The organism is Streptomyces sp. NPDC026538, from assembly GCF_055567535.1.
Genome location: NZ_JBVHQG010000001.1, coordinates 1237479 through 1261589, shown reverse-complemented (window position 1 = coordinate 1261589; position 24111 = coordinate 1237479). Strand labels below are relative to the sequence as shown.

At 71.7% G+C, this 24111-nt stretch carries 20 protein-coding genes; 7 read left to right on the top strand and 13 right to left on the bottom strand.

Annotated elements, in window-relative coordinates; genetic code table 11:
* The first annotated feature begins 281 nt into the window (after nt 1–281).
* Nucleotides 282–1277 (top strand): ArsR/SmtB family transcription factor, encoded by a 996-nt coding sequence (locus ACZ4N4_RS05680; protein ID WP_467584761.1) that lies wholly within the window; start codon nt 282–284, stop codon nt 1275–1277.
* On the opposite strand, the gene ACZ4N4_RS05675 is transcribed toward ACZ4N4_RS05680, so the two are convergent.
* The 9 genes from ACZ4N4_RS05675 to ACZ4N4_RS05635 all read right to left on the bottom strand — a co-directional run bounded on the left by ACZ4N4_RS05675 (nt 1266) and on the right by ACZ4N4_RS05635 (nt 10889).
* Nucleotides 1266–2252 (bottom strand): hypothetical protein, encoded by a 987-nt coding sequence (locus tag ACZ4N4_RS05675; protein WP_467584758.1) that lies wholly within the window; start codon nt 2250–2252, stop codon nt 1266–1268. The two genes, ACZ4N4_RS05680 and ACZ4N4_RS05675, sit on opposite strands and share 12 nt — an antisense overlap.
* 39 nt (nt 2253–2291) lie before the next feature.
* On the bottom strand, nt 2292–2810 hold the full coding sequence (locus ACZ4N4_RS05670) for a peptidase inhibitor family I36 protein (RefSeq protein ID WP_467584755.1): 519 nt from the start codon (nt 2808–2810) through the stop codon (nt 2292–2294).
* 162 nt (nt 2811–2972) lie between these two features.
* Nucleotides 2973–3362 carry a D-ribose pyranase gene (gene rbsD, locus ACZ4N4_RS05665; RefSeq protein ID WP_467584752.1) on the bottom strand — a complete coding sequence of 130 codons (390 nt, stop codon included), beginning with the start codon at nt 3360–3362 and terminating at the stop codon, nt 2973–2975.
* Nucleotides 3359–4261 carry a ribokinase gene (locus ACZ4N4_RS05660; RefSeq protein ID WP_453577338.1) on the bottom strand — a complete coding sequence of 301 codons (903 nt, stop codon included), beginning with the start codon at nt 4259–4261 and terminating at the stop codon, nt 3359–3361. Before ACZ4N4_RS05660 ends, rbsD begins: the two co-directional genes overlap by 4 nt.
* Before the next feature lie 73 nt (nt 4262–4334).
* On the bottom strand, nt 4335–6281 hold the full coding sequence (locus ACZ4N4_RS05655) for an ABC transporter permease/substrate-binding protein (RefSeq protein WP_467584750.1): 1947 nt from the start codon (nt 6279–6281) through the stop codon (nt 4335–4337).
* Nucleotides 6271–7797 (bottom strand): sugar ABC transporter ATP-binding protein, encoded by a 1527-nt coding sequence (locus tag ACZ4N4_RS05650; RefSeq protein ID WP_467584747.1) that lies wholly within the window; start codon nt 7795–7797, stop codon nt 6271–6273. The genes ACZ4N4_RS05655 and ACZ4N4_RS05650 overlap by 11 nt, the downstream gene beginning before the upstream one ends.
* Entirely contained in the window at nt 7794–8849 is a 1056-nt protein-coding gene (locus ACZ4N4_RS05645) for a LacI family DNA-binding transcriptional regulator (protein ID WP_453577346.1), read from the bottom strand. Before ACZ4N4_RS05645 ends, ACZ4N4_RS05650 begins: the two co-directional genes overlap by 4 nt.
* A gap of 235 nt (nt 8850–9084) precedes the next feature.
* A complete protein-coding gene (locus tag ACZ4N4_RS05640; RefSeq protein ID WP_467584743.1) occupies nt 9085–9942 on the bottom strand; it encodes a PhzF family phenazine biosynthesis protein in 858 nt (285 codons plus the stop codon).
* 164 nt (nt 9943–10106) lie between these two features.
* Nucleotides 10107–10889 carry a VOC family protein gene (locus ACZ4N4_RS05635; protein ID WP_467584740.1) on the bottom strand — a complete coding sequence of 261 codons (783 nt, stop codon included), beginning with the start codon at nt 10887–10889 and terminating at the stop codon, nt 10107–10109.
* Between the two features lie 694 nt (nt 10890–11583).
* Here ACZ4N4_RS05635 and ACZ4N4_RS05630 point away from each other — a divergent pair.
* From ACZ4N4_RS05630 to ACZ4N4_RS05615, 4 genes are all read left to right on the top strand, one after another.
* A complete protein-coding gene (locus ACZ4N4_RS05630; RefSeq protein WP_467584739.1) occupies nt 11584–11838 on the top strand; it encodes a DUF397 domain-containing protein in 255 nt (84 codons plus the stop codon).
* A gap of 145 nt (nt 11839–11983) precedes the next feature.
* Nucleotides 11984–12838 (top strand): methyltransferase domain-containing protein, encoded by an 855-nt coding sequence (locus ACZ4N4_RS05625; protein WP_467584736.1) that lies wholly within the window; start codon nt 11984–11986, stop codon nt 12836–12838.
* A 143-nt stretch (nt 12839–12981) separates the two neighbouring features.
* A complete protein-coding gene (gene recD2, locus ACZ4N4_RS05620) occupies nt 12982–15240 on the top strand; it encodes an SF1B family DNA helicase RecD2 (RefSeq protein WP_467584734.1) in 2259 nt (752 codons plus the stop codon).
* A gap of 238 nt (nt 15241–15478) precedes the next feature.
* On the top strand, nt 15479–16768 hold the full coding sequence (locus ACZ4N4_RS05615; RefSeq protein WP_351690840.1) for a citrate synthase: 1290 nt from the start codon (nt 15479–15481) through the stop codon (nt 16766–16768).
* 649 nt (nt 16769–17417) lie between these two features.
* On the opposite strand, the gene ACZ4N4_RS05610 is transcribed toward ACZ4N4_RS05615, so the two are convergent.
* The 3 genes from ACZ4N4_RS05610 to ACZ4N4_RS05600 all read right to left on the bottom strand — a co-directional run bounded on the left by ACZ4N4_RS05610 (nt 17418) and on the right by ACZ4N4_RS05600 (nt 21101).
* Nucleotides 17418–19697, bottom strand: a complete 2280-nt coding sequence (locus tag ACZ4N4_RS05610) for a heavy metal translocating P-type ATPase (protein WP_467584729.1) — start codon at nt 19695–19697, stop codon at nt 17418–17420.
* A 140-nt stretch (nt 19698–19837) separates the two neighbouring features.
* A complete protein-coding gene (locus tag ACZ4N4_RS05605) occupies nt 19838–20077 on the bottom strand; it encodes a heavy-metal-associated domain-containing protein (protein ID WP_453577370.1) in 240 nt (79 codons plus the stop codon).
* A gap of 73 nt (nt 20078–20150) precedes the next feature.
* On the bottom strand, nt 20151–21101 hold the full coding sequence (locus ACZ4N4_RS05600) for a PrsW family intramembrane metalloprotease (protein WP_467584726.1): 951 nt from the start codon (nt 21099–21101) through the stop codon (nt 20151–20153).
* Nucleotides 21102–21457: 356 nt separating this feature from the next.
* Between ACZ4N4_RS05600 and ACZ4N4_RS05595 the strand changes: the two genes are divergently transcribed.
* The gene (locus tag ACZ4N4_RS05595) at nt 21458–22501 is read left to right on the top strand and encodes a zinc-binding dehydrogenase (protein ID WP_467584723.1); all 1044 of its coding nucleotides are present in this window, start codon (nt 21458–21460) and stop codon (nt 22499–22501) included.
* A gap of 19 nt (nt 22502–22520) precedes the next feature.
* Here the strand turns inward: ACZ4N4_RS05595 and ACZ4N4_RS05590 are convergent, their stop codons facing one another.
* On the bottom strand, nt 22521–22721 hold the full coding sequence (locus ACZ4N4_RS05590; RefSeq protein ID WP_365800935.1) for a helix-turn-helix transcriptional regulator: 201 nt from the start codon (nt 22719–22721) through the stop codon (nt 22521–22523).
* 388 nt (nt 22722–23109) lie between these two features.
* Between ACZ4N4_RS05590 and iolC the strand changes: the two genes are divergently transcribed.
* Nucleotides 23110–24060 (top strand): 5-dehydro-2-deoxygluconokinase, encoded by a 951-nt coding sequence (iolC, locus tag ACZ4N4_RS05585; protein ID WP_467584720.1) that lies wholly within the window; start codon nt 23110–23112, stop codon nt 24058–24060.
* Nucleotides 24061–24111: the final 51 nt, after the last annotated feature.

Sequence of the window (24111 nt, the reverse complement as noted above, 5' to 3'; positions counted from 1 at the left end):
CCCGGAAAAGAATCTTCCGCATCCCGTACAACCGTCCCCCCACCCCGCCGGTCGTATCTGGCGTCAGAACCTTTGGAGGGGGGTCCGGGGGGATCCGGGGGGGATCGCGGGGGTTCTGACCGGAGGGGGTAGGCCGAGGGGGTTCGATCGACGGATCGGGCCCCCTCGAAGCATGCCCGGCTCGCCCGGGGCGTCGGCTGGTTCCTGTGTTGTTCGAGGGGGCCTCGTGCCCCAGGCTGCTGCTGAACGGGACGACTTGTTCGACTCGGGGGGCGGCTCTCGTGCTGCGTATTCACTTCACGCCTCAGGACCTGGCCCGCGTCCGGGTGGCGAGCGCCCCGGACCCGCTCTGGGAGATCACCTGCAGTCTGCACCGGTTACAGACCTCGCGGGGCCGCTGGGCCTACGCCGACTGGTACCGGGAGACCCGCGTCACCCTCGTCGGGACCCAGCTCGGGGCGGCCGTCCGGCGGCTGCTGGTCCCGGTGCTGCCCCGGGCCCGCTATCTGCCCGACTTCCTCACCCCGCACGCTGCCGCCGACGGCCTGGACCGCGGGCTCGCGGCGATCGTCGACACCCCGCCCGACCGGGTCGCCCTGGAGATACGGACCCTGGACCGGATCACCGGCGCCCCCGACTGGGCGCCCCGGCTGCGGGAACGCGAGGCCCGCGAGGATCTCACCGGGCTCCTGCGCGCCTACCACGAAGCGGTCATCGCGCCCCACGAGAGCCGCATTCACGCCACGATCGCAGCGGAGCGCGCACTGCGGGGCCGGGACGCCCTCGCGACCGGGCTCGACGGACTGCTCGCCGGCCTGTCACCCGCCGTCCGCTGGCAGCCGCCGGTCCTCCACGTCGACTACGTCGAGGACCGGGACCTGCGCCTCGACGGCCGCGGACTGCGGCTGATCCCCTCCTACTTCTGCTGGCAGTCACCGATCTCGATGGCCGACGACACCCTTCAGCCGGTGCTGGTCTACCCCGTGCACGGCCTCCGTGCGCCCGCCCCCGAACGCCCGCCCGAGGTCTCGCTCGCCGCGCTGCTCGGCCGTACCCGCGCGGCCGCGCTGCGGTCCCTCGCACTGGGCGCCACCACCTCCGAACTGGCCGGGGTCCTGGGCGTGTCGGTGCCCACGGCCTCCCACCACACCACCGTGCTGCGCGACGCCGGCCTGGTCTTCAGCCACCGCCACCACAACACGGTGCTGCACACCCTCACCCCACTCGGCGCCGCGCTGCTCAGACCGACGAGCGACGCCGGGGCGTCATCCGGATGAGCCCCGGTCGTCCTGGCCGAGCAGGGCCGCGGCCCGTGTCAGGGCCTGCCGGCGGTGCTGCCAGACCTCCTCCAGACGGGCCCGGGTCCGTGAGGGCTGCTGCCGCAGGAAGACCTCACGCCGGTCGGCGCCGGTGCGGCGCAGGCCGCTCACGCCGTCGCAGTGCTGATCGGCCGTGGCGGCGGCGCGCTGCTCCCGCGCCAGCTTCGAGGCGCTCGCTCCCCGGACGGCCTCGGCCCGCAGCGACTCGATCAGCGCGGCGGGCGTCTTCGCGGGCCGGCCGGTGTCGGCCATGCAGCGCTGCCAGCGCCCCAGGGCCTTCTGGTAGGCGGGGGCGGTGGCCAGGTACCGCTGGAGGAGCTGGTCGACGTCCTGCGGTACGAGGGTGTCCTCGAGGGCGGCCCGTACGGTGCCGTACAACCGGGCCCGCGCGCGGGCCGTGCAGCCGCCCGTGGCGTAGGTCCCGCTCGCCCCGCTGGGCAGGGTCAGCGGCGCCGACTGGCCGGCCGGCCCGTCGAGTGCGGCGGAGTAGCGGGTCTGTGCCGTGGCGGACAGGGAGCGAACGTACCGGTCCTGGGCCGTGGGACCGTTGTTCATGCTGCCCAGCGCCGTGGAGACGCCGTAGCCGGGTGCCGAGCGGGAACCGATCGACTCGGCCGTGGTCGCCCCGGCGGGTGGCCGCGGGCCCGCGCTCGTGACCAGGAAGCGCAGTCCCCGGTCGCGCATGCAGCGCTGGGTGAGGAGCTGCGAGGCGCCGAAGAGCTGCCAGCGCTGACGCAGCGCGGTGGCGTCGTTGGTGAGGACGGCGGCGGCGTGACCGGACTCCCGCGCCGCCGGTGCCGCCTCGGCCGAGGCGGCCGTCCCCGGTCCGGTGCACGCGGTCGCGGCCGTGCAGACCAGGGTCACGACGAGGAGCAGCAGGGGCAGCAGGCGTGCCGGTGCGTGCCCGGCACGGCGGTGCGGGAGCTCTGTCATGGGTGATCGCCCGTCATCCAGTGGCCGGTCAGGGCCCGGTCAGCAGTTGGAGGTCCAGAAGTTGCTGCTGATCGAGTCGTTGAAGCTGGTCGAGGTGCCGGGCCAGACGAGGTTCGCGAAGTTGCTGTTGGACCAGTCCTTGGGCAGGCAGGCGGACAGGCCGGAGTAGTTGATGTCGCGCCACACCTCGACACCCAGGCCGCTCGTCCCGTGGTTGTACCCCGAGGAGGCGCAGTCGCTCCATGTACCGGTGGAGCAGCTGGAGTGGGAGTAGGCGCCCCAGTTGGCGTTGGCGCCGGAGAACTTGCCCGGCCCGTCGCCGTAGCCCGAGTTGACCCAGAAACAGAAGTAGGTGCTCGGGCAGTCCCCGATGGCCTGCGGGGAGACCGCGGCGGAAGCGGCCGTCCCGTGTACCGCCTGCGGGGCGGCGGCGGCCGGCTTGGCGGCCGGGGCGGCGGAGTGGCCGTCGGCGGCGGCCGCGCTGCCGGGAAGGGTGAGGCCGATGAAGGCGGCCAGAGCGGTGGCGGCGAGCGCCGCGGCTAAACGGAAGGATCTCATGCGAATTCCCTCTTTCTGGAGCTTTCTGCGGCTGTTCGTGCGTGATGAGTGATATTGCCAACCGGGGCCGAGGGCGGCCATCACGTTTCACGGGGATGAAAAGTCCCAGGTGCAGAGGGGGAGTCCGGTGCTCCGTATACGCCCGTGCCCCGGCACGGCCTTCTAGAAGAACACCCCGCACCGCAGCAGCACGTTGGCGTACGGCCGGGCCTCGCCCGTGCGGACCACCAGGTGGGCGTCCCCCGACAGCTCTTTCAGCCGTTCGTGCGGGACCAGGGCCAGGTCGGGGAAGTGCCCGTCCAGCAGCCCGGCCGCGGCCGGATTGGCCCCGCGTATCTCGGTCGCCGCCGTGGCGCCCTCCACGACCAGCTCGGACAGCAGCCCCTCCAGCACCTGGGCGAAGGACGGCACCCCGGCCCGGAAGGCCAGGTCCACGACCCGCGGCCCCTTCGGTATCGGCATCCCGGCATCGCAGACCAGCACCCCGTGCCCGTGCCCCAACTCCGCCAGCGCACCGGAGAGATGCCGGTTGAGGATCCCCGTCTTCTTCACGGCGCCCCGACCTCCGCCGCCGTCGGGTACGAGTCCTGCGCGCCCCGCTTCGTCACCGCCGCCGCCCCGACCCGGGCCGCGTACCCCGCCGCCTCGGCGAGCGACGCGCCCGCCCCGAGCCGTACCGCGAGGGCCGCGGTGAACGCGTCCCCGGCCCCCGTGGTGTCCACCGCGTCCACCTTCACGGAGGGGACCGGCTCGACCCCGTGCCCGTCGGCGACCAGCGCGCCCGCCGCGCCCAGCGTCACCACCACCGACTTCGGGCCCCGGGCGAGCAGGAGCCGTGCCCAGTCGGCCGGCTCCTCGCTCACGCAGGCCTCGCCGAGGAGCACCTTCGCCTCGTGCTCGTTCACGATCAGCGGGTCGCAGGCCGCGAGGACCTCGTCCGTAAGGGGCCGCGGCGGGGACGGGTTGAGCACGAACCGGCTGCCGGGAGCCAGGTTCCGTACCACCTCCACCACCGTCTCCAGCGGGATCTCCAGCTGTGCGGAGACCACCCGGGCGGCCTGGAGGAGGCTGCCCGCGGCCCGTACGTCCGCCGGTGCGAGCCGGCCGTTCGCGCCCGGCGAGACCACGATGCTGTTGTCTCCCGAGGGATCCACGGTGATCAGCGCGACGCCCGTCGGCGCCCCGCCCGCCAGCACGCCCGCCGTGTCCACCCCGGCCGCCCGCTGCGAGTCGAGCAGCAGCCTGCCGTGCGCGTCGTCGCCGACCCGGGCCAGCAGCGCGGTGCGGGCACCTAGCCGGGCGGCCGCGACCGCCTGGTTGGCGCCCTTGCCGCCGGGGTGCGTGGCGAGGTCGCCGCCGAGCACGGTCTCACCGGCGGCCGGCCGCCGCTCGACCCCGATCACCAGGTCGGCGTTGGCGGATCCCACGACCAGGAGGTCGTAGTCGTACATGAAGTGACTCCCTAAGAGAACGAGTTGAGGCGGCCGGGCTCGACAGGTGTCGCCCGGCCGCCTCCTTGGTACCTCAGCCCGTGAACCCGGCCACGTTCTCCTTCGTGACCACCTTCACCGGCACCTTGATCGTCGACTCGACCTTCTTGTCCTGGATCGCCTTGAGCGCGTTGTCCACGGCGATCTTCCCGAGCTGGGAGGGCTGCTGGGCGACCGACGCGTACAGCGTGCCGTTCTTGACCGCCGTCAGGCCGTCCGGGGTGCCGTCGAAGCCGACCACCGAAACCGACGTGCCGGCCTTGGAGCCGAGTGCCTTGATCGCACCGAGGGCCATCTCGTCGTTGGCGGCGATGACGCCCTGGACGTCCGGGTGGGCCTGGAGCAGGTTCGACATCACGTCGAGGCCCTTGGTGCGGTCGAAGTCGGCCGGCTGCTGGGCCACCACCTGGATGCCGGGGAAGGCCTTCAGGCCGTTGGCGAAGCCCTGCGCGCGTTCGCGGGCGGCGGAGGTGCCGGCCTGGCCCTGCAGGATCACGATCTTGCCGTGGCCGCCGAGCTTGTCGCCGATCGTCTTGGCGGCCAGCTCGCCGCCGGCGACGTTGTCGGAGGCGACCAGCGCGTCGGTCCTGGCGTTGTTGACGCCCCGGTCGACCGCGATGACCGGGATGTCGGCCTTGTCGGCGGCCTTCACGGAGTTGCTCGCCGCGTCCGAGTCCACCGGGTTGACGATGATCGCGCCCAGCCCCGAACTGGTGAAGTTCTGCAGCTGGTTGGCCTGCTGCGAGGCGTCGTTCTGGGCGTCCGTGACGGTCAGGTCCACGCCCTGCTTCTTCGCCTCGGCCTGGGCGCCGGACCGGATCTGCACGAAGAAGGGGTTGTTCAGGGTGGACAGGGACAGGCCCATCTTCGGGTTGCCGGAGGAGGATCCGGTGTGCAGGAGGGAGGTCGCGGCGACGAGTCCGACGGTGACGACGGCCGCGAGCGCGTACGTGCCCGCCTGCTTGCCCCTGTTGCCCCCGGTACCGGCGGCCACCGGGGTCGCCCCGGCCTTGCGGCGCACGGTGTCGAGGAGCACGGCGAGCGCGATGACGACACCGATCACGACCTGCTGCCAGAACGCGGAGACGTTCAGCAGGTTGAGGCCGTTGCGCAGTACCGCCAGGATCAGCGCGCCGATCAGCGTGCCGGAGGCCTTGCCGGTACCGCCGGCCAGCGACGCGCCGCCGATCACGACGGCCGCGATGGCGTCCAGTTCGTAGCCGTTGGCGGCCTGCGGCTGCGCCGAGGAGAGCCGGGAGGCCAGCACGATGCCGGCGACGGCCGCGAACAGCCCGGACAGCGCGTAGATGGCGAGCTTCTGCTTGTTCACCCGCAGCCCGGAGAGCCGGGCGGCCTCCTCGTTGCCGCCGATCGCGTACATCGAGCGCCCGATGTACGTCCGGCCGAGCACGAAGGCGGCGATCAGCCCCATGAGGACCATGACGAGGACCGGCACCGGCAGCCAGCCGCCGAGCGTGTCACCGAGGTGCGAGATGGATTCGGGGAAGGCGATCGGGGAGCCCTCGGAGATCACCAGCGACAGGCCGCGGGCCACCGACAGCATGGCCAGGGTGGCGATGAACGGCGGCAGCTTGCCGTACGCGATGAGGAAGCCGTTGACGAGACCGGCCACTATGCCGGTGGCGACGGCCAGCACCACGGCCAGGAAGACCGGTACCCCGTGCGAGGTGGCGCTCCAGGCCAGCACGGTGGCCGACAGGGCCGCGACCGAGCCGACCGACAGGTCGATGCCCGCCGCGACGATCACGAACGTGACACCGAAGGCGAGGATGGCCGTCACGGCCGCCTGGACGCCGACGTTCAGCAGGTTGTCGGTGGTGAGGAAGTCCCCCGACAGCGCCGACATGGCGATGACGAGGACGATCAGCGCGGTCAGCGCGCCGTTGTCGAGGAGCAGCCGGCGCACGCCGGAGACGCCACCGGCGCCCGCGTTCCCGCTCTTGAGCGTGTCAGTGGCCACGTCCGGCCTCCTTGTCGGTTGTGGTGGTGGGGGTGCTGACGGCGAGGGCCATCACGGAGTCCTGGGTGGCCTGGTCGGCGGAGAGCTCACCCGCGATCCGGCCCTGGGCCATCACCAGCACCCGGTCGCTCATCCCGAGGACCTCGGGCAGATCGCTGGAGATCATCAGTACGGCGGCTCCGGCGGCCGTCAGCTCGTTGATCAGCTGGTAGATCTCGACCTTGGCGCCGACGTCGATACCGCGCGTCGGCTCGTCGAGGATCAGCACCTTGGTGTCGGCGAGGAGCCACTTGCCGATGACGACCTTCTGCTGGTTTCCGCCGGAGAGCGTGCGCACGTGCTGACCGAGTCCGGCCATCCGCACGCCCAGCTGCCCGGCGATCCGCTCGGCGGCGACATGCTGCGCCTTGAGGTCGACGATCCCGGCCCGGGTGGCCCGGCGCAGGGTCACCAGGCCGAGGTTCTCCTCGACGGAGGCGTCGAGGACCAGCCCCTGCCCCTTGCGGTCCTCGGGGACGAGCCCGATCCCGGCGGCCAGGGCCGCGTTGACGTCGTGCCGCTTCAGCGCCGTACCGGAGACCTGCACGGCCCCCTTGTCGTACGGGTCGGCGCCGAACACGGCCCGCACGACCTCCGTGCGGCCGGCGCCCACCAGACCCGCGATGCCGACGACCTCCCCCGCGTGCACCGCGAAGCTGACGTCGTGGAAGACCCCGTCCCGGGTCAGCCCTTCGACGGACAGCAGCGCGGCACCGGTCTCGGCCCGTTCCCGCGGGTACTGCTGCTCGATGGACCGCCCGACCATGAGCCGGACCAGCTCGTCCTGCGGAGTGGTGGCGGGCACCTGCCCGACGGACTTCCCGTCGCGGATCACCGTCACCCGGTCCCCGAGAGCGGCGATCTCCTCCAGGTGGTGCGTGATGAAGACGATCCCCACCCCGTCGGCCCGCAACTGCCGCACGATCGTGAAGAGCTTCTCCACCTCCTCGGAGGTGAGCACGGCGGTCGGCTCGTCCATGATGAGCACCCGCGCGTCCAGGCTGAGCGCCTTGGCGATCTCGACCATCTGGAGACGGGCGATACCGAGTTCACGCACCCGCGCGCGGGGCGGGACGTTCACCCCGACCCGCTTGAGCAGGGTCTCGGCGTCGGCCTCCATCCGCTTCCGGTCGATCATCCCGAAGCGGCGCGGCTGCCGGCCCAGGAAGATGTTCTCGGCGACCGTGAGATCGGGTACGAGGTTGAACTCCTGGTAGATGGTGGCGATCCCGAGCCGCTCGGAGTCCTGCGCACCATGGATGCGCACCTCCTCGCCGGCGGCCAGGATCCGCCCCTCGTCGGGCGTGTAGGCGCCGGAGAGCATCTTGATGAGGGTGCTCTTGCCCGCGCCGTTCTCACCGAGGAGTACGTGCACCTCGCCCCGGCGCAGATCGAAGTCGACGCCGTCGAGCGCGACCACGCCGGGGAAGGACTTCCGTATGCCCTCGATGCGCAGCAACTCGTCCGGGTTGCTCACGACGTGCTCCTTTGCACAGGGGTCTGGTTCTCGCCACGGTTCGAGCCGTGGCTCCCGTCGTGGTGCGCGCCGCACGAGCGGCGTACGACGAGCCGAGCGGGGAGGGTGACGGACTGCGGAGGCCGCCCCTCGATACGGTCGATCAGCGCGCGCACGGCGGCGCGTCCCAGCTCGCCGGTCGGCTGGGCGATCGCCGTGACCGGCGGATCGGTGTGCACGAACCACCGGATGTCGTCGAACGCGGCGAGCGCGATGTCGTCCGGCACCCGCAGGCCGCGTGCGCGTACGGCGTCGAGCGCGCCGAGCGCCATCAGGTTGTCGGCGGCGAAGACGACCTCGGGTGGCTCGGGCAGGTCGAGGAACCCCTCGGTGGCCCGCCGCCCGCTCTCGGCCTGGAAGTCGCCCTGGCCTATGTAGGCGTCGGGGAGGGGCACGCCGTACTCGGCGAGCGCCTCCCGGAAGGCCCGCACACGCTCACTGCCGGTGGTGGTGGCCGCGGGGCCCGCGATGATCGCGAGCCGCCGGTGCCCCAGCCCGTGCAGATGCGCGACGAGGTCCCGGATGGCGGCCTGTCCGTCCGCGCGCACCACGGGCACGTCGACGCCGGGGATCCACCGGTCGACGAACACCATCGGTGTTCCGCCGCGCGCCGCCTCCAGCATCAGCGGGGAGCCGCCGTCGGTGGGGGAGACGAGCAGCCCGTCGATACGTCGGTCGAGCAGCGTCCGCACGTGGTGGTCCTGCAGCTCGGGCCGCTCGTCGGCGTTGCCGATGATCACGCTGTAGCCGTGCGCGCGGGCCTCTTCCTCTACCGAGCGGGCCAGTTCCGTGAAGTACGGGTTGAGTACGTCGCTGATGACCAGGCCGAGGGTGCGGGTCTGGTCGGTGCGCAGGGAGCGGGCGACGGCGTTCGGGCGGTAGCCCAGCGTCTCGACGGCGGCCAGCACACGGGTTCGGGCGTCGGCGCTGACCGACGGATGGTCGTTCAGGACACGGGACACCGTGGCGACGGAAACGCCCGCCGCGGCGGCCACGTCCTTGATGCTCGCCATCGCCGCTCCACCTCCTCGTGGAACTCATGGAATCGATTACACGCACTGCGTACCGAGGATTGGAATCGATTACACGGCTGTGAGGCAAGGGGTGGGAGGTGGCCGAAACCGAATCGTGACTCTGGCCGGTTCGGTGCGCCGGGGCGAGGCCCACAGGAGGGTGCCGGAGCGCCCAGGGGCTGGTACGCCGACGGCCTTCGGCGTACCAGCCCCGGGGCGGCCTGCTCGGTTCCCGTCAGCCGATGCGGGTTCCCGTGCCGCTGACGCGGACGCGCGGGTCACCCGCGTACAGGGTCACCGTGAGTTCGCCGGGGCGGCCCAGGTCCTCGCCCTGGTGCAGGGTGAGGACGGCGTCCTCGGCGACCAGGCCCAGCTCACGGGCGTAGGCACCGAAGGCGGCGGCCGCGGCACCGGTCGCCGGGTCCTCGACGACGCCCCCGACGGGGAACGGGTCGCGGACGTGGAACACGGTGGCCGACTCCCGCCACACCAACTGCACCGTGGTCAGGTCCAGGCGGTGCATCAGCGCTTCCAGGCGCGCGAAGTCGTACGCGAGGTCCGCGAGGCGCGCCCGGGTCGCCGCCGCGAGCACGAGATGACGGGCACCGGCGAACGCGATCCGGGGCGGGAACGCCGGGTCGAGATCGGCGGCCGGCCAGCCGAGCGCGGCGAGCGCCTCCGCGAGGTCGGCGTCGGCGACCTCCTCGACGTGCGGCTCGACGCTGGTGAGGGTGGCCCTGACGGTCCCGCCCTCGTCGGTCACCGTCACCGGCACGGTACCGGCGCGCGTCGCGAACTCCAGCTCGCCGGGGCCGATCCGCTCGGCGAGTGCGATCGCGGTCGCGATGGTGGCGTGGCCGCAGAACGGCACCTCGGCCTTGGGACTGAAGTAGCGGACGGTGTACGACCGTTCCTGCCCGGAAGCGGTCAGGAACGCGGACTCCGAGTACCCGAGGTCGGCGGCGATCGCCAGCATGGCGTCGTCGTCCAGGCCGCTGGCGTCCAGTACGACACCGGCGGGGTTCCCGCCCTCGGGTCGACCGGAGAAGGCGGTGTATCGCAGTACCTCGGGGCGCGGTGCGTTCGTCGTCATGGTCGCGCAACACGTGGCGGTCGCACGGCTATTCCGGCTGTTCCCATCCCCCTCCCCCTTCCGCACGCCGGTCACGCCAGGGTGTCCCGGACCGTACGGAAGGCGAAGGGGGAGAGGGGCCGAACCCGGTGCCTCCGGTGAAGCGTTGCGCTACCGATGGTGTGTCACATCGGCTTGGGCTTGAAGACCGCGAAGGTCGCGCCCTGCGGGTCGGCGACCACCGACATCCGGCCGGCCATCATCTCGAACGGCGGTGCCAGTACCGTTCCGTTGCGCTTGACCAGCGCGTCCACCGTGGAGTCGACGTCGTCCACCGCGAAGTACGTCAGCCAGTGCGGCGGGACGCCGGGCCGGTCGTCGCCGAGCTGTGCGGCACCGCCGACGGCCTTGCCGCCGACGTTCAGCGACCAGTAGTCCCCGTCGGCGCCCTCCATCGGCTGGATCTCGATGCCGAAGGACTCGCCGTAGAAGCCGGTGGCGCCGAGGACGTCACTGGTGTTCAGCTCGTTCCAGATCAGCGCGCCCGGCTCGTTGACCAGCCCGGCGCCGTGGAACTCGCCCCGCTGCCACACCCCGAACACCGCGCCCTGCGGGTCGGCGGCGACCAGCATCCGGCCGAGCCCGCCGACGTCCATCACCGGGGCCAGCAGGGTGCCGCCCGCCGAGACGATCGCGTCCTGGGTGGCCGGCGCGTCGGTGCTGGCCAGGTAGGTGGTCCAGACGGTCGGCGGCTCCGGCTGCCCCTCGGGCGCCATGGCGGGACCGATCCCGGCCACCGGCTTGCCCCGCAGCGTGCAGACCGCGTACCCGCCGAACTCACCCGGGCCGACCTCGCCCTGCCAGCCGAACAGGTCACGGTAGAAGTCCAGCGCGGCCTGCTGGTCCTGTGCCATCAGGTCGACCCAGCACGGGGTGCCGGTCGCGTACGGAGTAGTGATCTCGGGCATCTCAGGTTCTCCCTGCGCGCGAAAAAGTTCCCGCCGCCCACCTTCACCGCCCACCGCGGATCCCGCCACCCGGGCCGCGAGGGGAAATTCCTTTCGTAGACCGCCGGGGTCGGTGCCGGGAGCTGTGCGTCGAGCCGAGGCCGGACACGCCGATCCGGCCTCTTCCGTGCACGGCGGCTGTCCTGTTCTCGATCGCGAGCCGCCGGAGTGTCCGTGCGCGTGCCGGCTATCGCAGACACATGCGGACATGGCGAGGGGCCGTGTGGACGGAACCCTGGGTGGAGGCGTTTCTGCGGGGTGTGGTGAGGCGGGCGCCGACGGGGGAGGAGCCGCAGCCGCGGTGGATGCCTCGGCGCGTACTGACCGTGGTGTCCGTGGACGTCGACGACACCGCCGGTGTCGGGGCGGTCTGGATCCTGTGGCGAGCGGAATCCCGGCGGACGCATTGAGGAACCGCGTCGGCCCGTGCGCGGTGAGGATCAGTCTGAGCGCGTGCCGGCTGACGGTGACGGCCCGGAGGTCGTTGGGGATGGTGAGCGTGTACTCCCAGGCTTCGGGCATGCGTCATCAACTCCGGTGGTCGTGGGGGAGTTTCACGCGCGGTGGCGTTGCCGCGGTCGTCGTGGCAGGACGGAGCGGCGCCCTTCCGCTGCGTGAGCGGTGCGTCACTGACAGTAGGGGTGACCTATTACCCGTGGTCTTCCCAGCCGGAGCCTTCACTGCCTTCGTTGAGGATCTCAAGGCATTCGATTGGCGGAAGTCGTCCTACTCAGGCCCCGACGACGGCAACGCCTGTGTGGAGATAGCGAAGTCACCCACCCACACAGCCGTCCGCGACTCCAGGACCCCCGCTCGCGCCACCCTCTTCTTCCCCACCCCCGCCTGCGCGGCCTTCTTCGGCGCCCTGAAGAAGGACCCCACCCGTAAACTTCCGGCGTGGCATTCATGAGCATCCCGCACTGCTGCTTCCTGTGATCGGAAGGCGCTGAGGGCGAGGCCGGACGGCGTCGCCCTCCTTGGTGTGCCTGTTGCGCCGGTCTCCGTACGCGCGTGCAGGCACGGTCCCTTCCCTTCGGCTCTGCCAGGAGTGCCTCGTGCCCGTGTTGCTTCCCCCTGCCCTCGAACAATTCCTAGACCTGCTGCGCTGCCCGACGTGCCGCGCGCGCCGTCTGCACCCAGAACCCGGCGCACTGCGCTGTGCGGCGGGCCATTCCTTCGACATCGCCCGGCACGGTTACGCCGGTCTCCTCACGGGCGGCCGGGCCACCAGCGGCGACGACGGTGCCATGGTCCGGGCCCGGGACCGCTTCCTGGCCACCGGCGGGTACGCCCGCATCCGGCAGGCCGTGGCCCGCCTGGCGGCCGACTCGGCCCCTCGGCTGGGCACGGTCGTGGACGTCGGATGCGGAACGGGCTACTACCTGGCCGGTGTCCTGGACCGGTTGCCCGGCGCCCACGGGCTGGGCCTGGACACGTCGGTGCGCGCGCTGCGCTCGGCGGCCCGGGCCCACGAGCGGGGCGCCGCGGTGGCCTGGGACGTCTTCCGTCGCTTCCCGCTCGCCGACGGGGCGGCCGACGTGGTGCTCGACGTGTTCGCCCCGCGCAACCCGGCCGAGTTCCGCCGGGTGCTCCGCCCGGCCGGCCGGCTGATCGTGGTCCGTCCCACCACGCGGCACCTGGCCGAGCTGCACGGCCGGGTGCCCGGGACGATCACCGTCGACGCGGCCAAGGAACAGCGCCTGCACCGGGCGCTGGCCCCCTGCTTCGAGGCCGTCGTCACGGAGCGGGTCGAGTACCCGGTGGTGCTGTCCGGGCGGCAGGTCCTGGACCTGGTGGGGATGACGCCGAGCGCACGGCATGTGAGCGGTGCGGACCTGACCGGGGGCGGCCTCCTCCTGCCGGACCGGGTCACCGTCTCCGTGCTGGCCACCGCCTATCGGCCTCGGTGACCACGACGGGCGCGTGCGCCCGCTGACCGGCGAAGTGCGGGCAGGCGCGCGGCGGCATCCTCAGCGCCGGCGGTGTGATCAGCGCCCACGCGTAACCCCCGGCGGCCGCCGCCCCTGTCAGTCCCCACCGGTACCGTCGGTTCATGGCTCAGCAGACGGGGACCCCCACCGGCGAACGACGGCTCGCCACCGTCGAAGGCGTACTCGAACGGATCACCTACGCCAACGAGGAGAACGGCTACACGGTCGCCCGCGTCGACACCGGCAGAGGCGCCGGTGATCTCCTCACCGTCGTCGGCGCGCTGCTCGGCGCGCAGGTGGGGGAGTCGCTGCGGATGGAGGGCCGCTGGGGCTCGCACCCCCAGTACGGCAAGCAGTTCACCGTGGAGAACTACACCACCGTGCTGCCGGCCACCGTCCAGGGCATACGACGCTATCTGGGGTCCGGGCTGGTCAAGGGGATCGGGCCGGTGTTCGCCGACCGGATCACCCAGCACTTCGGGGTGGACACCCTCCGGATCATCGAGGAGGAGCCCAAGCGGCTCATCGAGGTGCCGGGGCTCGGGCCGAAGCGGACCAGGAAGATCGCCGACGCGTGGGAGGAACAGAAGGCGATCAAGGAGGTCATGCTCTTCCTGCAGACCGTCGAGGTGTCCACCTCGATCGCCGTGCGCATCTACAAGAAGTACGGCGACGCCTCGATCTCCATCGTGAAGAACCAGCCCTACCGGCTCGCCGCCGACGTCTGGGGCATCGGGTTCCTCACCGCTGACAAGATCGCCCAGTCGGTGGGGATTCCCCATGACAGTCCGGAGCGGGTGAAGGCGGGGCTGCAGTACGCCCTGTCGCAGTCCGCCGACCAGGGGCACTGCTATCTCCCCGAGGAGCGGCTGATCGCCGACGCGGTCAAGCTGCTCCAGGTCGACACCGGTCTCGTCATCGACTGTCTCGCCCAACTGGCCGCGCCGCCCGAGGACGGGGAGGACCCCGGTGTCGTACGGGAGAAGCTGCCCGGGCCCGCCCCCGACGCCGAACCCGTCACCGCCGTCTACCTCGTTCCCTTCCACCGCGCCGAAGTGGCGCTCGCCTCCCAGCTGTTGAGGCTGCTGCGCACCGGCGACGACCGGATGCCGTCGTTCAGGGACGTCGCCTGGGACAAGGCGCTCGCCTGGCTGAAGGACCGCACCGGCGCCGACCTCGCCCCCGAGCAGGAGGCCGCCGTCAAGCTGGCGCTGACCGAGAAGGTCGCCGTGCTGACCGGCGGGCCGGGATGCGGCAAGTCGTTCACCGTCAGGTCGATCGTGGAGCTGGCGCGGGCCAGGCGGGCCAAGGTGGTGCTCGCCGCCCCGACCGGCCGTGCCGCCAAGCGGCTCGCCGAGCTGACCGGTGCGGACGCGTCGACCGTGCACCGCCTGCTGGAGCTGAAGCCCGGCGGTGACGCGGCCTACGACCGGGACCGGCCGCTGGACGCCGACCTGGTGGTGGTCGACGAGGCGTCGATGCTGGACCTGCTCCTCGCCAACAAGCTGGTGAAGGCCGTACCGCCCGGTGCGCACCTGCTGTTCGTCGGGGACGTCGACCAACTGCCCAGCGTCGGGGCGGGGGAGGTGCTCCGGGACCTGCTGGCCGAGGACAGTCCGCTCCCCGCCGTCCGTCTCACCCGGGTCTTCCGGCAGGCCCAGCAGTCGGGGGTGGTCACCAACGCGCACCGGATCAATGCGGGACAGACCCCCGTCACCGAAGGGATGAAGGACTTCTTCCTGTTCGTGGAGGACGAGACGGAGGAGGCCGGGCGGCTCACCGTCGACGTCGCGGCCCGCCGCATCCCGGCCCGGTTCGGGCTCGATCCGCGCCGGGACGTGCAGGTGCTCGCGCCCATGCACCGGGGGCCGGCGGGCGCGGGCGTGCTCAACGGTCTGTTGCAGCAGGCCATCACGCCCGGCCGTCCCGACCTCGCCGAGAAGCGGTTCGGCGGGCGGGTCTTCCGGGTCGGGGACAAGGTCACCCAGATCCGTAACAATTACGAGAAGGGCAAGAACGGTGTCTTCAACGGCACCGTGGGCGTGGTCACCTCGCTCGACCCGGTCGACCAGCGCCTCACGGTGCTGACCGACGAGGACGAGGAGGTCCCGTACGAGTTCGACGAACTGGACGAACTGGCCCACGCCTACGCGGTGACCATCCACCGTTCGCAGGGAAGTGAATATCCCGCCGTGGTGATCCCGGTCACCACCGGTGCCTGGATGATGCTCCAACGGAACCTCCTCTACACGGCGGTCACCCGGGCCAAGCAGCTGGTCGTCCTGGTCGGTTCACGCAAGGCGATCGGTCAGGCGGTGCGCACGGTGTCGGCGGGCCGGCGCTGTACGGCACTGGACTTCCGGCTCCGCGGCGGCGCATAGGGGCGCATAGGTGACGTGCCGAGGGCCATCACAAAAAATGATCGATCAAATGAGTCGTGAAGGTCACAGACCACTTCCAGATGGCGAGACGAGGGGGCAGGATGAGCAGGTTGGCGGCACTGAGTGCCGTCGATGGGCCTAATGGTCGACCCCGAGTGCACTCTCCTGAGCCAAATGGGGGATGGTAGAGACAGTCAGGGCACCTCGAAGATGAGGCACTACGTCGGTGAGGGAAGACGTGAGCGACAACTCTGTAGTACTGCGGTACGGCGACGGCGAGTACACCTACCCGGTGGTCGACAGCACCGTCGGCGACAAGGGCTTCGACATCGGGAAGCTCCGCGCCCAGACCGGTCTGGTGACCCTGGACAGCGGGTACGGCAACACTGCCGCCTACAAATCCGCCATTACCTACCTCGACGGTGAGGCGGGCATCCTTCGGTACCGCGGCTACCCGATCGAGCAGCTGGCGGAGCGCTCCACCTTCCTGGAGGTGGCGTACCTGCTGATCAACGGTGAGCTGCCGACCGTGGACGAGCTGACCACGTTCAAGAACGAGATCACGCGGCACACCCTGCTGCACGAGGACGTCAAGAACTTCTACCGGGGCTTCCCGCGCGACGCCCACCCGATGGCCATGCTGTCGTCGGTGGTGTCGGCGCTGTCCACCTTCTACCAGGACAGCCACAACCCGTTCGACGCGAAGCAGCGCGACCTCTCCACCATCCGTCTGCTCGCCAAGCTCCCGACGATCGCCGCGTACGCGTACAAGAAGTCGGTCGGCCACCCGTTCGTCTACCCGCGCAACGACCTCTCCTACGTGGAGAACTTCCTGCGCATGACGTTCTCGGTGCCGGCGCAGGACTACGAGCTGGACCCGGTCGTCGTCTCGGCGCTGGACAAGCTGCTGATCCTGCACGCCGACCACGAGCAGAACTGTTCGACGTCGACGGTCCGCCTGGTCGGCTCGTCGCAGGCGAACATGTTCGCGTCGATCTCGGCCGGCATCTCCGCCCTGTGGGGCCCCCTGCACGGTGGCGCCAACCAGTCCGTGCTGGAGATGCTGGAGGGCATCCAGGCCAACGGCGGTGACGTCGACTCCTTCATCCGCAAGGTGAAGAACAAGGAGGACGGCGTCCGCCTGATGGGCTTCGGCCACCGGGTCTACAAGTCCTTCGACCCGCGCGCCAAGATCATCAAGTCCGCCGCGCACGACGTCCTCTCCGCGCTCGGCAAGTCCGACGAGCTGCTGGACATCGCGCTGAAGCTGGAGGAGCACGCGCTCTCCGACGACTACTTCGTCTCGCGCAACCTCTACCCGAACGTCGACTTCTACACCGGCCTGATCTACCGCGCGATGGGCTTCCCGACCGAGATGTTCACGGTCCTGTTCGCCCTCGGCCGGCTGCCGGGCTGGATCGCCCAGTGGCAGGAAATGATCAAGGAGCCGGGTTCCCGTATCGGCCGCCCGCGTCAGATCTACACGGGTGTCGTCGAGCGCGACTTCGTGCCGGTCGAGGAGCGCTGACACCAGCCGTCACCGGTCAGGGGGCACCGCCGTCATCGGTGCCCCCGCCGCACGGACAGCGGAACGCGGCGGAGAACGTACAGGCACGGCAGAAAACCGCACGCGCACAGCAGAAGGCGCCCTGGAGCGCCGGTCCCCCCACGGGCCGGCGACCAGGGCGCCTTCCCGTGTCCCGGTGCGGATTCCCCCCACGGGATCCGGCCGGGCGCTCGGTATGGCAGCGCCTGAATTCGCTGCTTTGAGCACAACGAGCAGAACTCGCCGTACTGCGTGTCGTGCTCCAGTGACGCGGTGCGATCTGCCGGGACCCGTACCGCACGGGAGGGCCGCTCAAAGCTTCCCGTCGTACGTGTCCCGGCAACGCATCTCTGAGGAAGTCCCCCAAGACATCCCCAGATGCCAGGTCAGCGCCCCCCAAGACGCTGGTCTGACATCGCCAACTTAGACCTTCGAACCCCTTCGATGGTTACGTTCGCATCACTGTGATCTGCGTCTCTTGCATATGTCCGTTAGATGCGCAAGAGCCCCGATACGGCGATCGGAGCTCAAGCGTAAGGATGATGCGCGAGCCTTGTGAAGAGCTTATGTGAGGTGCGCGTTGGACTCCAGGGGGACTTCTGCATCGACTGCCGCGAACCGGCGGTAACTTTCAGCGGAAGGTGCGCAGCCGCAGGCTGTTGGTCACCACGAACACGGAGGAGAAGGCCATCGCGGCCCCCGCGATCATCGGATTGAGCAGTCCCGCGGCGGCCAGCGGGAGCGCGGCCACGTTGTAGCCGAAGGCCCACACGAGGTTGCCCTTGATGGTGGCGAGGGTCCGCCGGGAGAGCCGGATCGCGTCCGCCGCCACCCGCAGGTCGCCGCGGACCAGGGTCAGGTCGCCGGCCTCGATCGCCGCGTCCGTCCCCGTGCCCATCGCCAGCCCCAGATCGGCGGTGGCCAGCGCGGCCGCGTCGTTGACGCCGTCGCCGACCATGGCGACCGTGCGCCCCTCGCGCTGCAGCCGTCGTACGACGTCGGCCTTCTCCTCGGGCAGCACCTCGGCGATCACGTCCTGGGAGTCGATCCCGACCGCGCGGGCGACCGCCTCGGCCACCGCCCGGTTGTCCCCGGTCAGCAGCACCGGCGTCAGCCCGAGGCCCCGCAGTTCGCGCACCGCCTCGGCGCTGGTCTCCTTGACCGTGTCCGCGACGGCGAGAACGGCGCGGGCCTCGCCGCCCCAGCCAGCCAGGACGGCCGTACGGCCCTCCTCCTCGGCCCGGGAGCGGGCGGCGGTCAACTCCCGCGGTACGGCGTCGAAGAGGCGCCCCACGGCCACCTCACGGCCGTCCACGCGCCCGCGTACGCCCCGCCCGGGGACGTTCTCGAAGTGTTCGGCCGCAGGCAGGGCCCCGACCCGCTCCTCGGCCCCCGCGGCGATCGCGCGCGCCACCGGATGCTCCGAGGCGTGTTCGAGGGCGCCCGCGAGCCGCAGCACCTCGTCCTTCTCGGTGCCGGCGGCGACGTACACCTCCTGGAGGCTCATCCGCCCGGTGGTCACCGTCCCCGTCTTGTCGAGCACGACGGTGTCGACGCGGCGCGTGGACTCCAGCACCTCCGGGCCCTTGATGAGGATGCCGAGCTGCGCGCCCCGCCCGGTGCCGACCATCAGCGCGGTCGGCGTGGCCAGGCCCAGGGCGCACGGGCAGGCGATGATCAGCACGGCGACGGCGGCCGTGAACGCGGCGGCCGTGTCACCGGTGACACCGAGCCAGACCCCGAAGGTCGCGAGCGCGATCAGGATGACGGCGGGCACGAAGACGGCGGAGATCCGGTCGGCGAGCCGCTGCACCTCGGCCTTGCCGTTCTGCGCGTCCTCCACCAGCCGCGCCATCCGCGCGAGCTGGGTGTCGGCCCCGACCCGGCCGGCCTCGACGACCAGCCGCCCGCCCGCGTTGACGGTCGCGCCCGTGACGGCGTCGCCCACGGTCACGTCCACCGGCACCGACTCGCCGGTCAGCATCGAGGCGTCCACCGCCGAGGCGCCCTCGACCACGGTCCCGTCGGTCGCGATCTTCTCCCCGGGCCGTACGACGAACCGGTCGCCGACCGCCAGCGACGCCACCGGGACCCGGACCTCACGTCCGGCCCGCAGCACCGCCACGTCCCTGGCGCCCAGCTCCATCAGCGCCCGCAGGGCCGCCCCCGCCCGCCGCTTGGAGCGGGCCTCCAGATAGCGGCCGAGCAGGATCAGCGCGACGACCCCGGAGGCGACCTCGAGGTAGATCGAGGACGCGCCCCCCATGCCGCCGTCCGTCCGGGAGACGGTGAACCGGAACTCGTCGTGCATGCCGGCCATGCCCGCCTCACCGAAGAACAGCGCCCACAGCGACCAGCCGAACGCGGCCAGCGTGCCGACCGAGACCAGGGTGTCCATGGTGGCCGCGCCGTGCCGGGCGTTGGTCCAGGCGGCCCGGTGGAACGGCAGGCCGCCCCAGACGACGACCGGAGCGGCGAGCGTCAGGGACAGCCACTGCCAGTTGTCGAACTGCCACGCCGGAACCATGGAGAGCAGCACCACCGGCGCGGCCAGCAGGGCGGAGACGACCAGGCGATGGCGGAGGGCGGCGAGTTCGGGATCCCGCTCGGCCCGGTCCTGCGGTTCCGGTTCCTGTGCCGGCTCCGGGGGCGCGGGCTCCTCGGCGGTGTACCCGGTCTTCACGACCGTGGCGATCAGGTCGGCGACCTGGACCCCCCCGGGGTATGTGGCCCTCGCCTTCCCGGTCGCGTAGTTCACCGTGGCGGTGACGCCGTCCATGCGGTTGAGCTTCTTCTCGACCCGGGCCGCGCAGGAGGCGCAGGTCATTCCGCCGATGAGCAGCTCGACCTCGGCCGTCGGGCCGGGGGCCGGCTCGGCTATCCGTGTCTCTGCGGTGGTGGTGCTGGTCATGTCCGGACTCCAGACAACGGACCGGACCGCATGGAGCCAGTATCAGCTGGTCGGCACGGCCCGGCGGAGAGATACGTTTCCGTCGTACGTACTGCGGGTGCTGCGTGGTGCTGCGGGTACCGGCCGCGGCTTCGACGGGGTCAGACCCTGCCGACGAGTTCGAAGCCCGCCTCGTCGACGGCGGCGCGGACCGCCTCCTCGTCGAGTGGGCCCGCGGAGACGACGGTGACCTCACCGCTGGACGCGACGGCCTTCACCGAGCTGACGCCGGGCAGCTCGGAGATCTCGGCGGAGACGGAACCCTCGCAGTGTCCGCAGCTCATGCCGGTCACCTTGTAGACGGCGGTCACGGAACCCTGGGTGTCGGTCTGGGCGGTCATGTCGTTCTCCTCGTGGAGGCGTGTGGGGCCGGTGGGGCTCGCGAGGGAACCCCACTGTTTTCACACTATACCCCTAGGGGGTATTTCTCCAAGAGGGGTCCCGGCGCGCCAGCGAGCGCACCCAGGCGATGCCGAGCAGCGCGACGAGCACCAGCAGACCGACCGAGAACAGGGTGAAGAGGTGTTCCTGTGCGGCCGTGGGGCGCGGGATGTACCCCTCGGCGAACAACCGCCGGTCCAGTCCGGTACCCGCCAGCTGGGCCACCAGCCAGATCGCGATGCCGTGCGTGGAGTCCCACAGGGCGTGCAGCAGGGCGACACCGAGGTAGGCGCCCACGACCGGGGTGGTGATCAGGAAGCGGCCGTTCGGGCGGCGGCAGGAGAGCAGGACCCCGCCGGCGATCGCCGTCCACAGACCGTGCCCGAAGGGGGCGAGCACCCCGCGCAGGGTCTCCGTCTCGATCAGCGCCCGCAGGTCGATGCCGTCGGTGGAGACCGCCGCGTCGAAGGCGTAGCCGGCGCTCTCCAGGGCCGCGAACCCGAGGCCGACGGCGGCGCCGAGCACCAGCCCGGCCCGCATACCCCGGATCCCGGGCAGCCGGCGCAGCACGAACATCAGCGCGCCGAGCTTCACCGCCTCCTCGATCAGGCCGACGGCGGCGAACATCCCCCAGGAGGGGCGGACGAGGTAGGACTCCATCACCGAGGCGCCCAGCACCCCGAGCGTGCCGCCGGTCAGGAAACAGCCGAGGATCGCGCTGACGCCGAGGTCGCGGGCGTGCCGCTCGTAGGCCCACAGCACGAAGGCGACCGGGACGAGGAAGCTGCCGAGCAGGATGAGCGTCGGCAGCAGCGTGGTGTCCCCCGTCGCGTACGTCACCACCGCGGTCAGCGCCCACAGGGCGAGCCCGCCGCCGAGGCAGCGCTTCCACAGGCCGGTGCGGATACGGGGGTACGGCGGTGGCGGCTGCTGCGGACCGGGGATACGGGCCTGCGGCCGACGGGGCGACGGAGAGTGGGTCACGGCGGGGTCCCCCTGGGTGCTCCTGCGGGCGCGGGCGGCGCATGGCGGATCGGGGCTGACGGAACGGGAGTGAGGCGATTACCCGCACTCTAGGCATATGCGCCGAATGTCGCAGTCCGGAGCGGGTATGAGGACTCGCCCCGGCCCGGGCGGTGTCACGCACGGCGCGGATTCGGCGGAGACCGGGCGGGGGGTCCGGCGCGCACGGACGCGCCGGCAGGCGGCTCCGTCGCGTGTCCGAGGGCCCCACGGCCGCCGTTCCGCCACCGCCGGCCGCGGCGAGCCCGGAACCGGTGCTGCACCGCGCCCCTCATGCCGCTTAGCCTTCGCGGAGCCCCCGGAAGGAGCACCCGCGCATGCGAGCAGTCGTCTTCGACCACTACGGCGCCCCCGCCGAGGTACGGGACGTGCCGGACCCCCGCCCGGCCCCGCACGGAGTGGTGGTCCGGGTCGAGGCCACCGGCCTGTGCCGGAGCGACTGGCACGGCTGGGCGGGCCACGACCCGGACATCACGCTTCCGCACGTGCCCGGCCATGAACTCGCCGGCGTGGTCGAGCAGACCGGTGCCGCCGTGACCGGCTGGCGCCCCGGCGACCGGGTCACCGTCCCCTTCGTCTGCGCCTGCGGCGGCTGCCCGTCGTGCGCGGCCGGCGACCAGCAGGTCTGCGAACGCCAGACCCAGCCCGGCTTCACGCACTGGGGCTCCTTCGCCCAGTACGTGGCCCTGGACCACGCCGACGTGAACCTGGTGGCGATCCCGGAGGGCATGTCGTACGCGACGGCCGCCTCCCTGGGCTGCCGCTTCGCGACGGCGTTCCGCGCGGTGGTGCAGCGCGGCAGGGTCGCGGCGGGGGAGTGGGTGTCGGTGTACGGCTGCGGAGGCGTGGGCCTGTCGGCGGTGATGATCGCGGCGGCGGCCGGGGCGCGGGTGGTCGCGGTCGACGTGTCGGCCCAAGCCCTGGACCTGGCAAGGAGGTTCGGCGCGGCGCACTGCGTCGACGCGGGGCGCGGCGACGACCCGGCGGCGACGGTCCGCGAGCTGACCGCCGGCGGCAGCCACCTCTCCCTGGACGCCCTCGGCTCACCGCCCACCGCCGCCGCCTCGGTCAACTCCCTGCGCCGCCGCGGCCGTCACGTCCAGGTGGGCCTGCTGCCGTCCCCGGACGGCACCACCCCCGTACCGCTGGCGCGTGCGCTCGCCCTGGAACTGGAACTCCTCGGCAGCCACGGCATGGCGGCGCACGCCTACCCCGCCATGCTCGAACTGGTCCGCGCGGGCACCCTCCGCCCCGACCTCCTGGTGACCTCGACGATCACCCTGGACGCGGCGCCGCGGGCCCTGGCGGCGATGGGCGGGGCCCCGGGGGCCGGGGTGACGGTCATCGAGCCGTGGGCCTGAGCGCCCCGCCGGCCGCGGTTCAGGCATCTCTGCGGTTTCTGTTGCCCGGCCGGGAGGCGACCCAGGCGCGGACCGTGTCGGCGTACCAGTAGGGCTTGCCGCCCTCCACGTGGTCGGGTGGCGGGAGCAGCCCGTGTTTGCGGTAGGAGCGGACGGTGTCGGGCTGCACCCGGATGTGTGCCGCGATCTCCTTGTAGGACCAGAGCCGTCGGTCGGTCATGAGATGCACCTCCCTGCGCGCACCGCGGGGGCGACCGGAGGCGGTCGTCGGGGGAGCCGGGCGCTGCGCTGGCGATCACAAAGCCTGTGCCCGGTCAACGACGGAGAGTGACTGTGGGCAAGCGGCTGTGGGCCTGGTGTGACCGAGAACCCGCGTAGGCGCGACATGTGTGACACAAGAGAGGTGTTTGTGACACGGCTGGGGCACAGACGCGCGCCGGTGTGTCGGCGGGGCGCGTTGACATGCGTGGGCCGGTGTGGGCGGGCCGCACCCGGCGCTCCGGATCCGCCTTGTCGGCATCGTCTCGTCCGAATGTCCGGACAAACCATTGACACGACCTCCTGTCCAGGACTACAAACCGGGGGAGAGCCGTGACGAAGGGAAACCGATGGCGTACGACCTGATCACCATGGGGCGGATCGGGGTGGATCTCTATCCGCTCCAGACCGGTGTCCCGCTCGCCCAGGTGTCGTCCTTCGGCAAGTTCCTCGGCGGGTCGGCGACGAACGTGGCCGTGGCCGCCGCCCGCCTGGGCCGGAACACCGCCGTCATCAGCCGCACCGGTCAGGACGCCTTCGGCAGCTACCTGCACGAGGCGCTGCGCGACTTCGGGGTGGACGACCGCTGGGTCACCGCCGTGCCCGGACTGAACACCCCGGTCACCTTCTGCGAGGTCTTCCCGCCGGACGACTTCCCGCTGTACTTCTACCGGCAGCCCAAGGCCCCGGACCTGGAGATCGACGCCCACGACCTGGACCTCGACGCCGTCCGCGAAGCCCGGATCTTCTGGGTCACCGGCACCGGCCTGAGCGAGGAGCCCAGCCGTACGGCGACCCTCGCGGCCCTCGCCCACCGCGCCAAGGCCGGGACCACCGTCTTCGACCTCGACTGGCGGCCGATGTTCTGGAGCGACCCGGAGTCGGCCCGCCCCTTCTACGCCGAGGCCCTCAAGCACACCACCGTCGCCGTCGGCAACCTCGACGAGGTCGAGGTGGCGACCGGCGTGCGCGAGCCGCAGGCCGCCGCCCAGGCGCTGCTGGACGCCGGGGTCGAGATCGCCGTCGTCAAGCAGGGGCCCAAGGGCGTCCTCGCCGTCAACCGCGACGGCGACTCCGCCGAGGTGCCGCCGCTGCCCGTCAACGTCCTCAACGGACTCGGCGCCGGTGACGCCTTCGGCGGTTCCCTCTGCCACGGCCTCCTCGAAGGCTGGGACCTGGAGAAGATCATGCGGCACGCCAACGCGGCCGGCGCCATCGTGGCCTCCCGCCTGGAGTGCTCCTCCGCCATGCCGACCCGCGACGAGATCGCGGCCGCGCTCGCCGCCGGAGCGGTGCTGTGAGGGCCGGCCGCGTCGCGGGCGCGCACCACGACGCCGCGGCCCCCGCCAAGC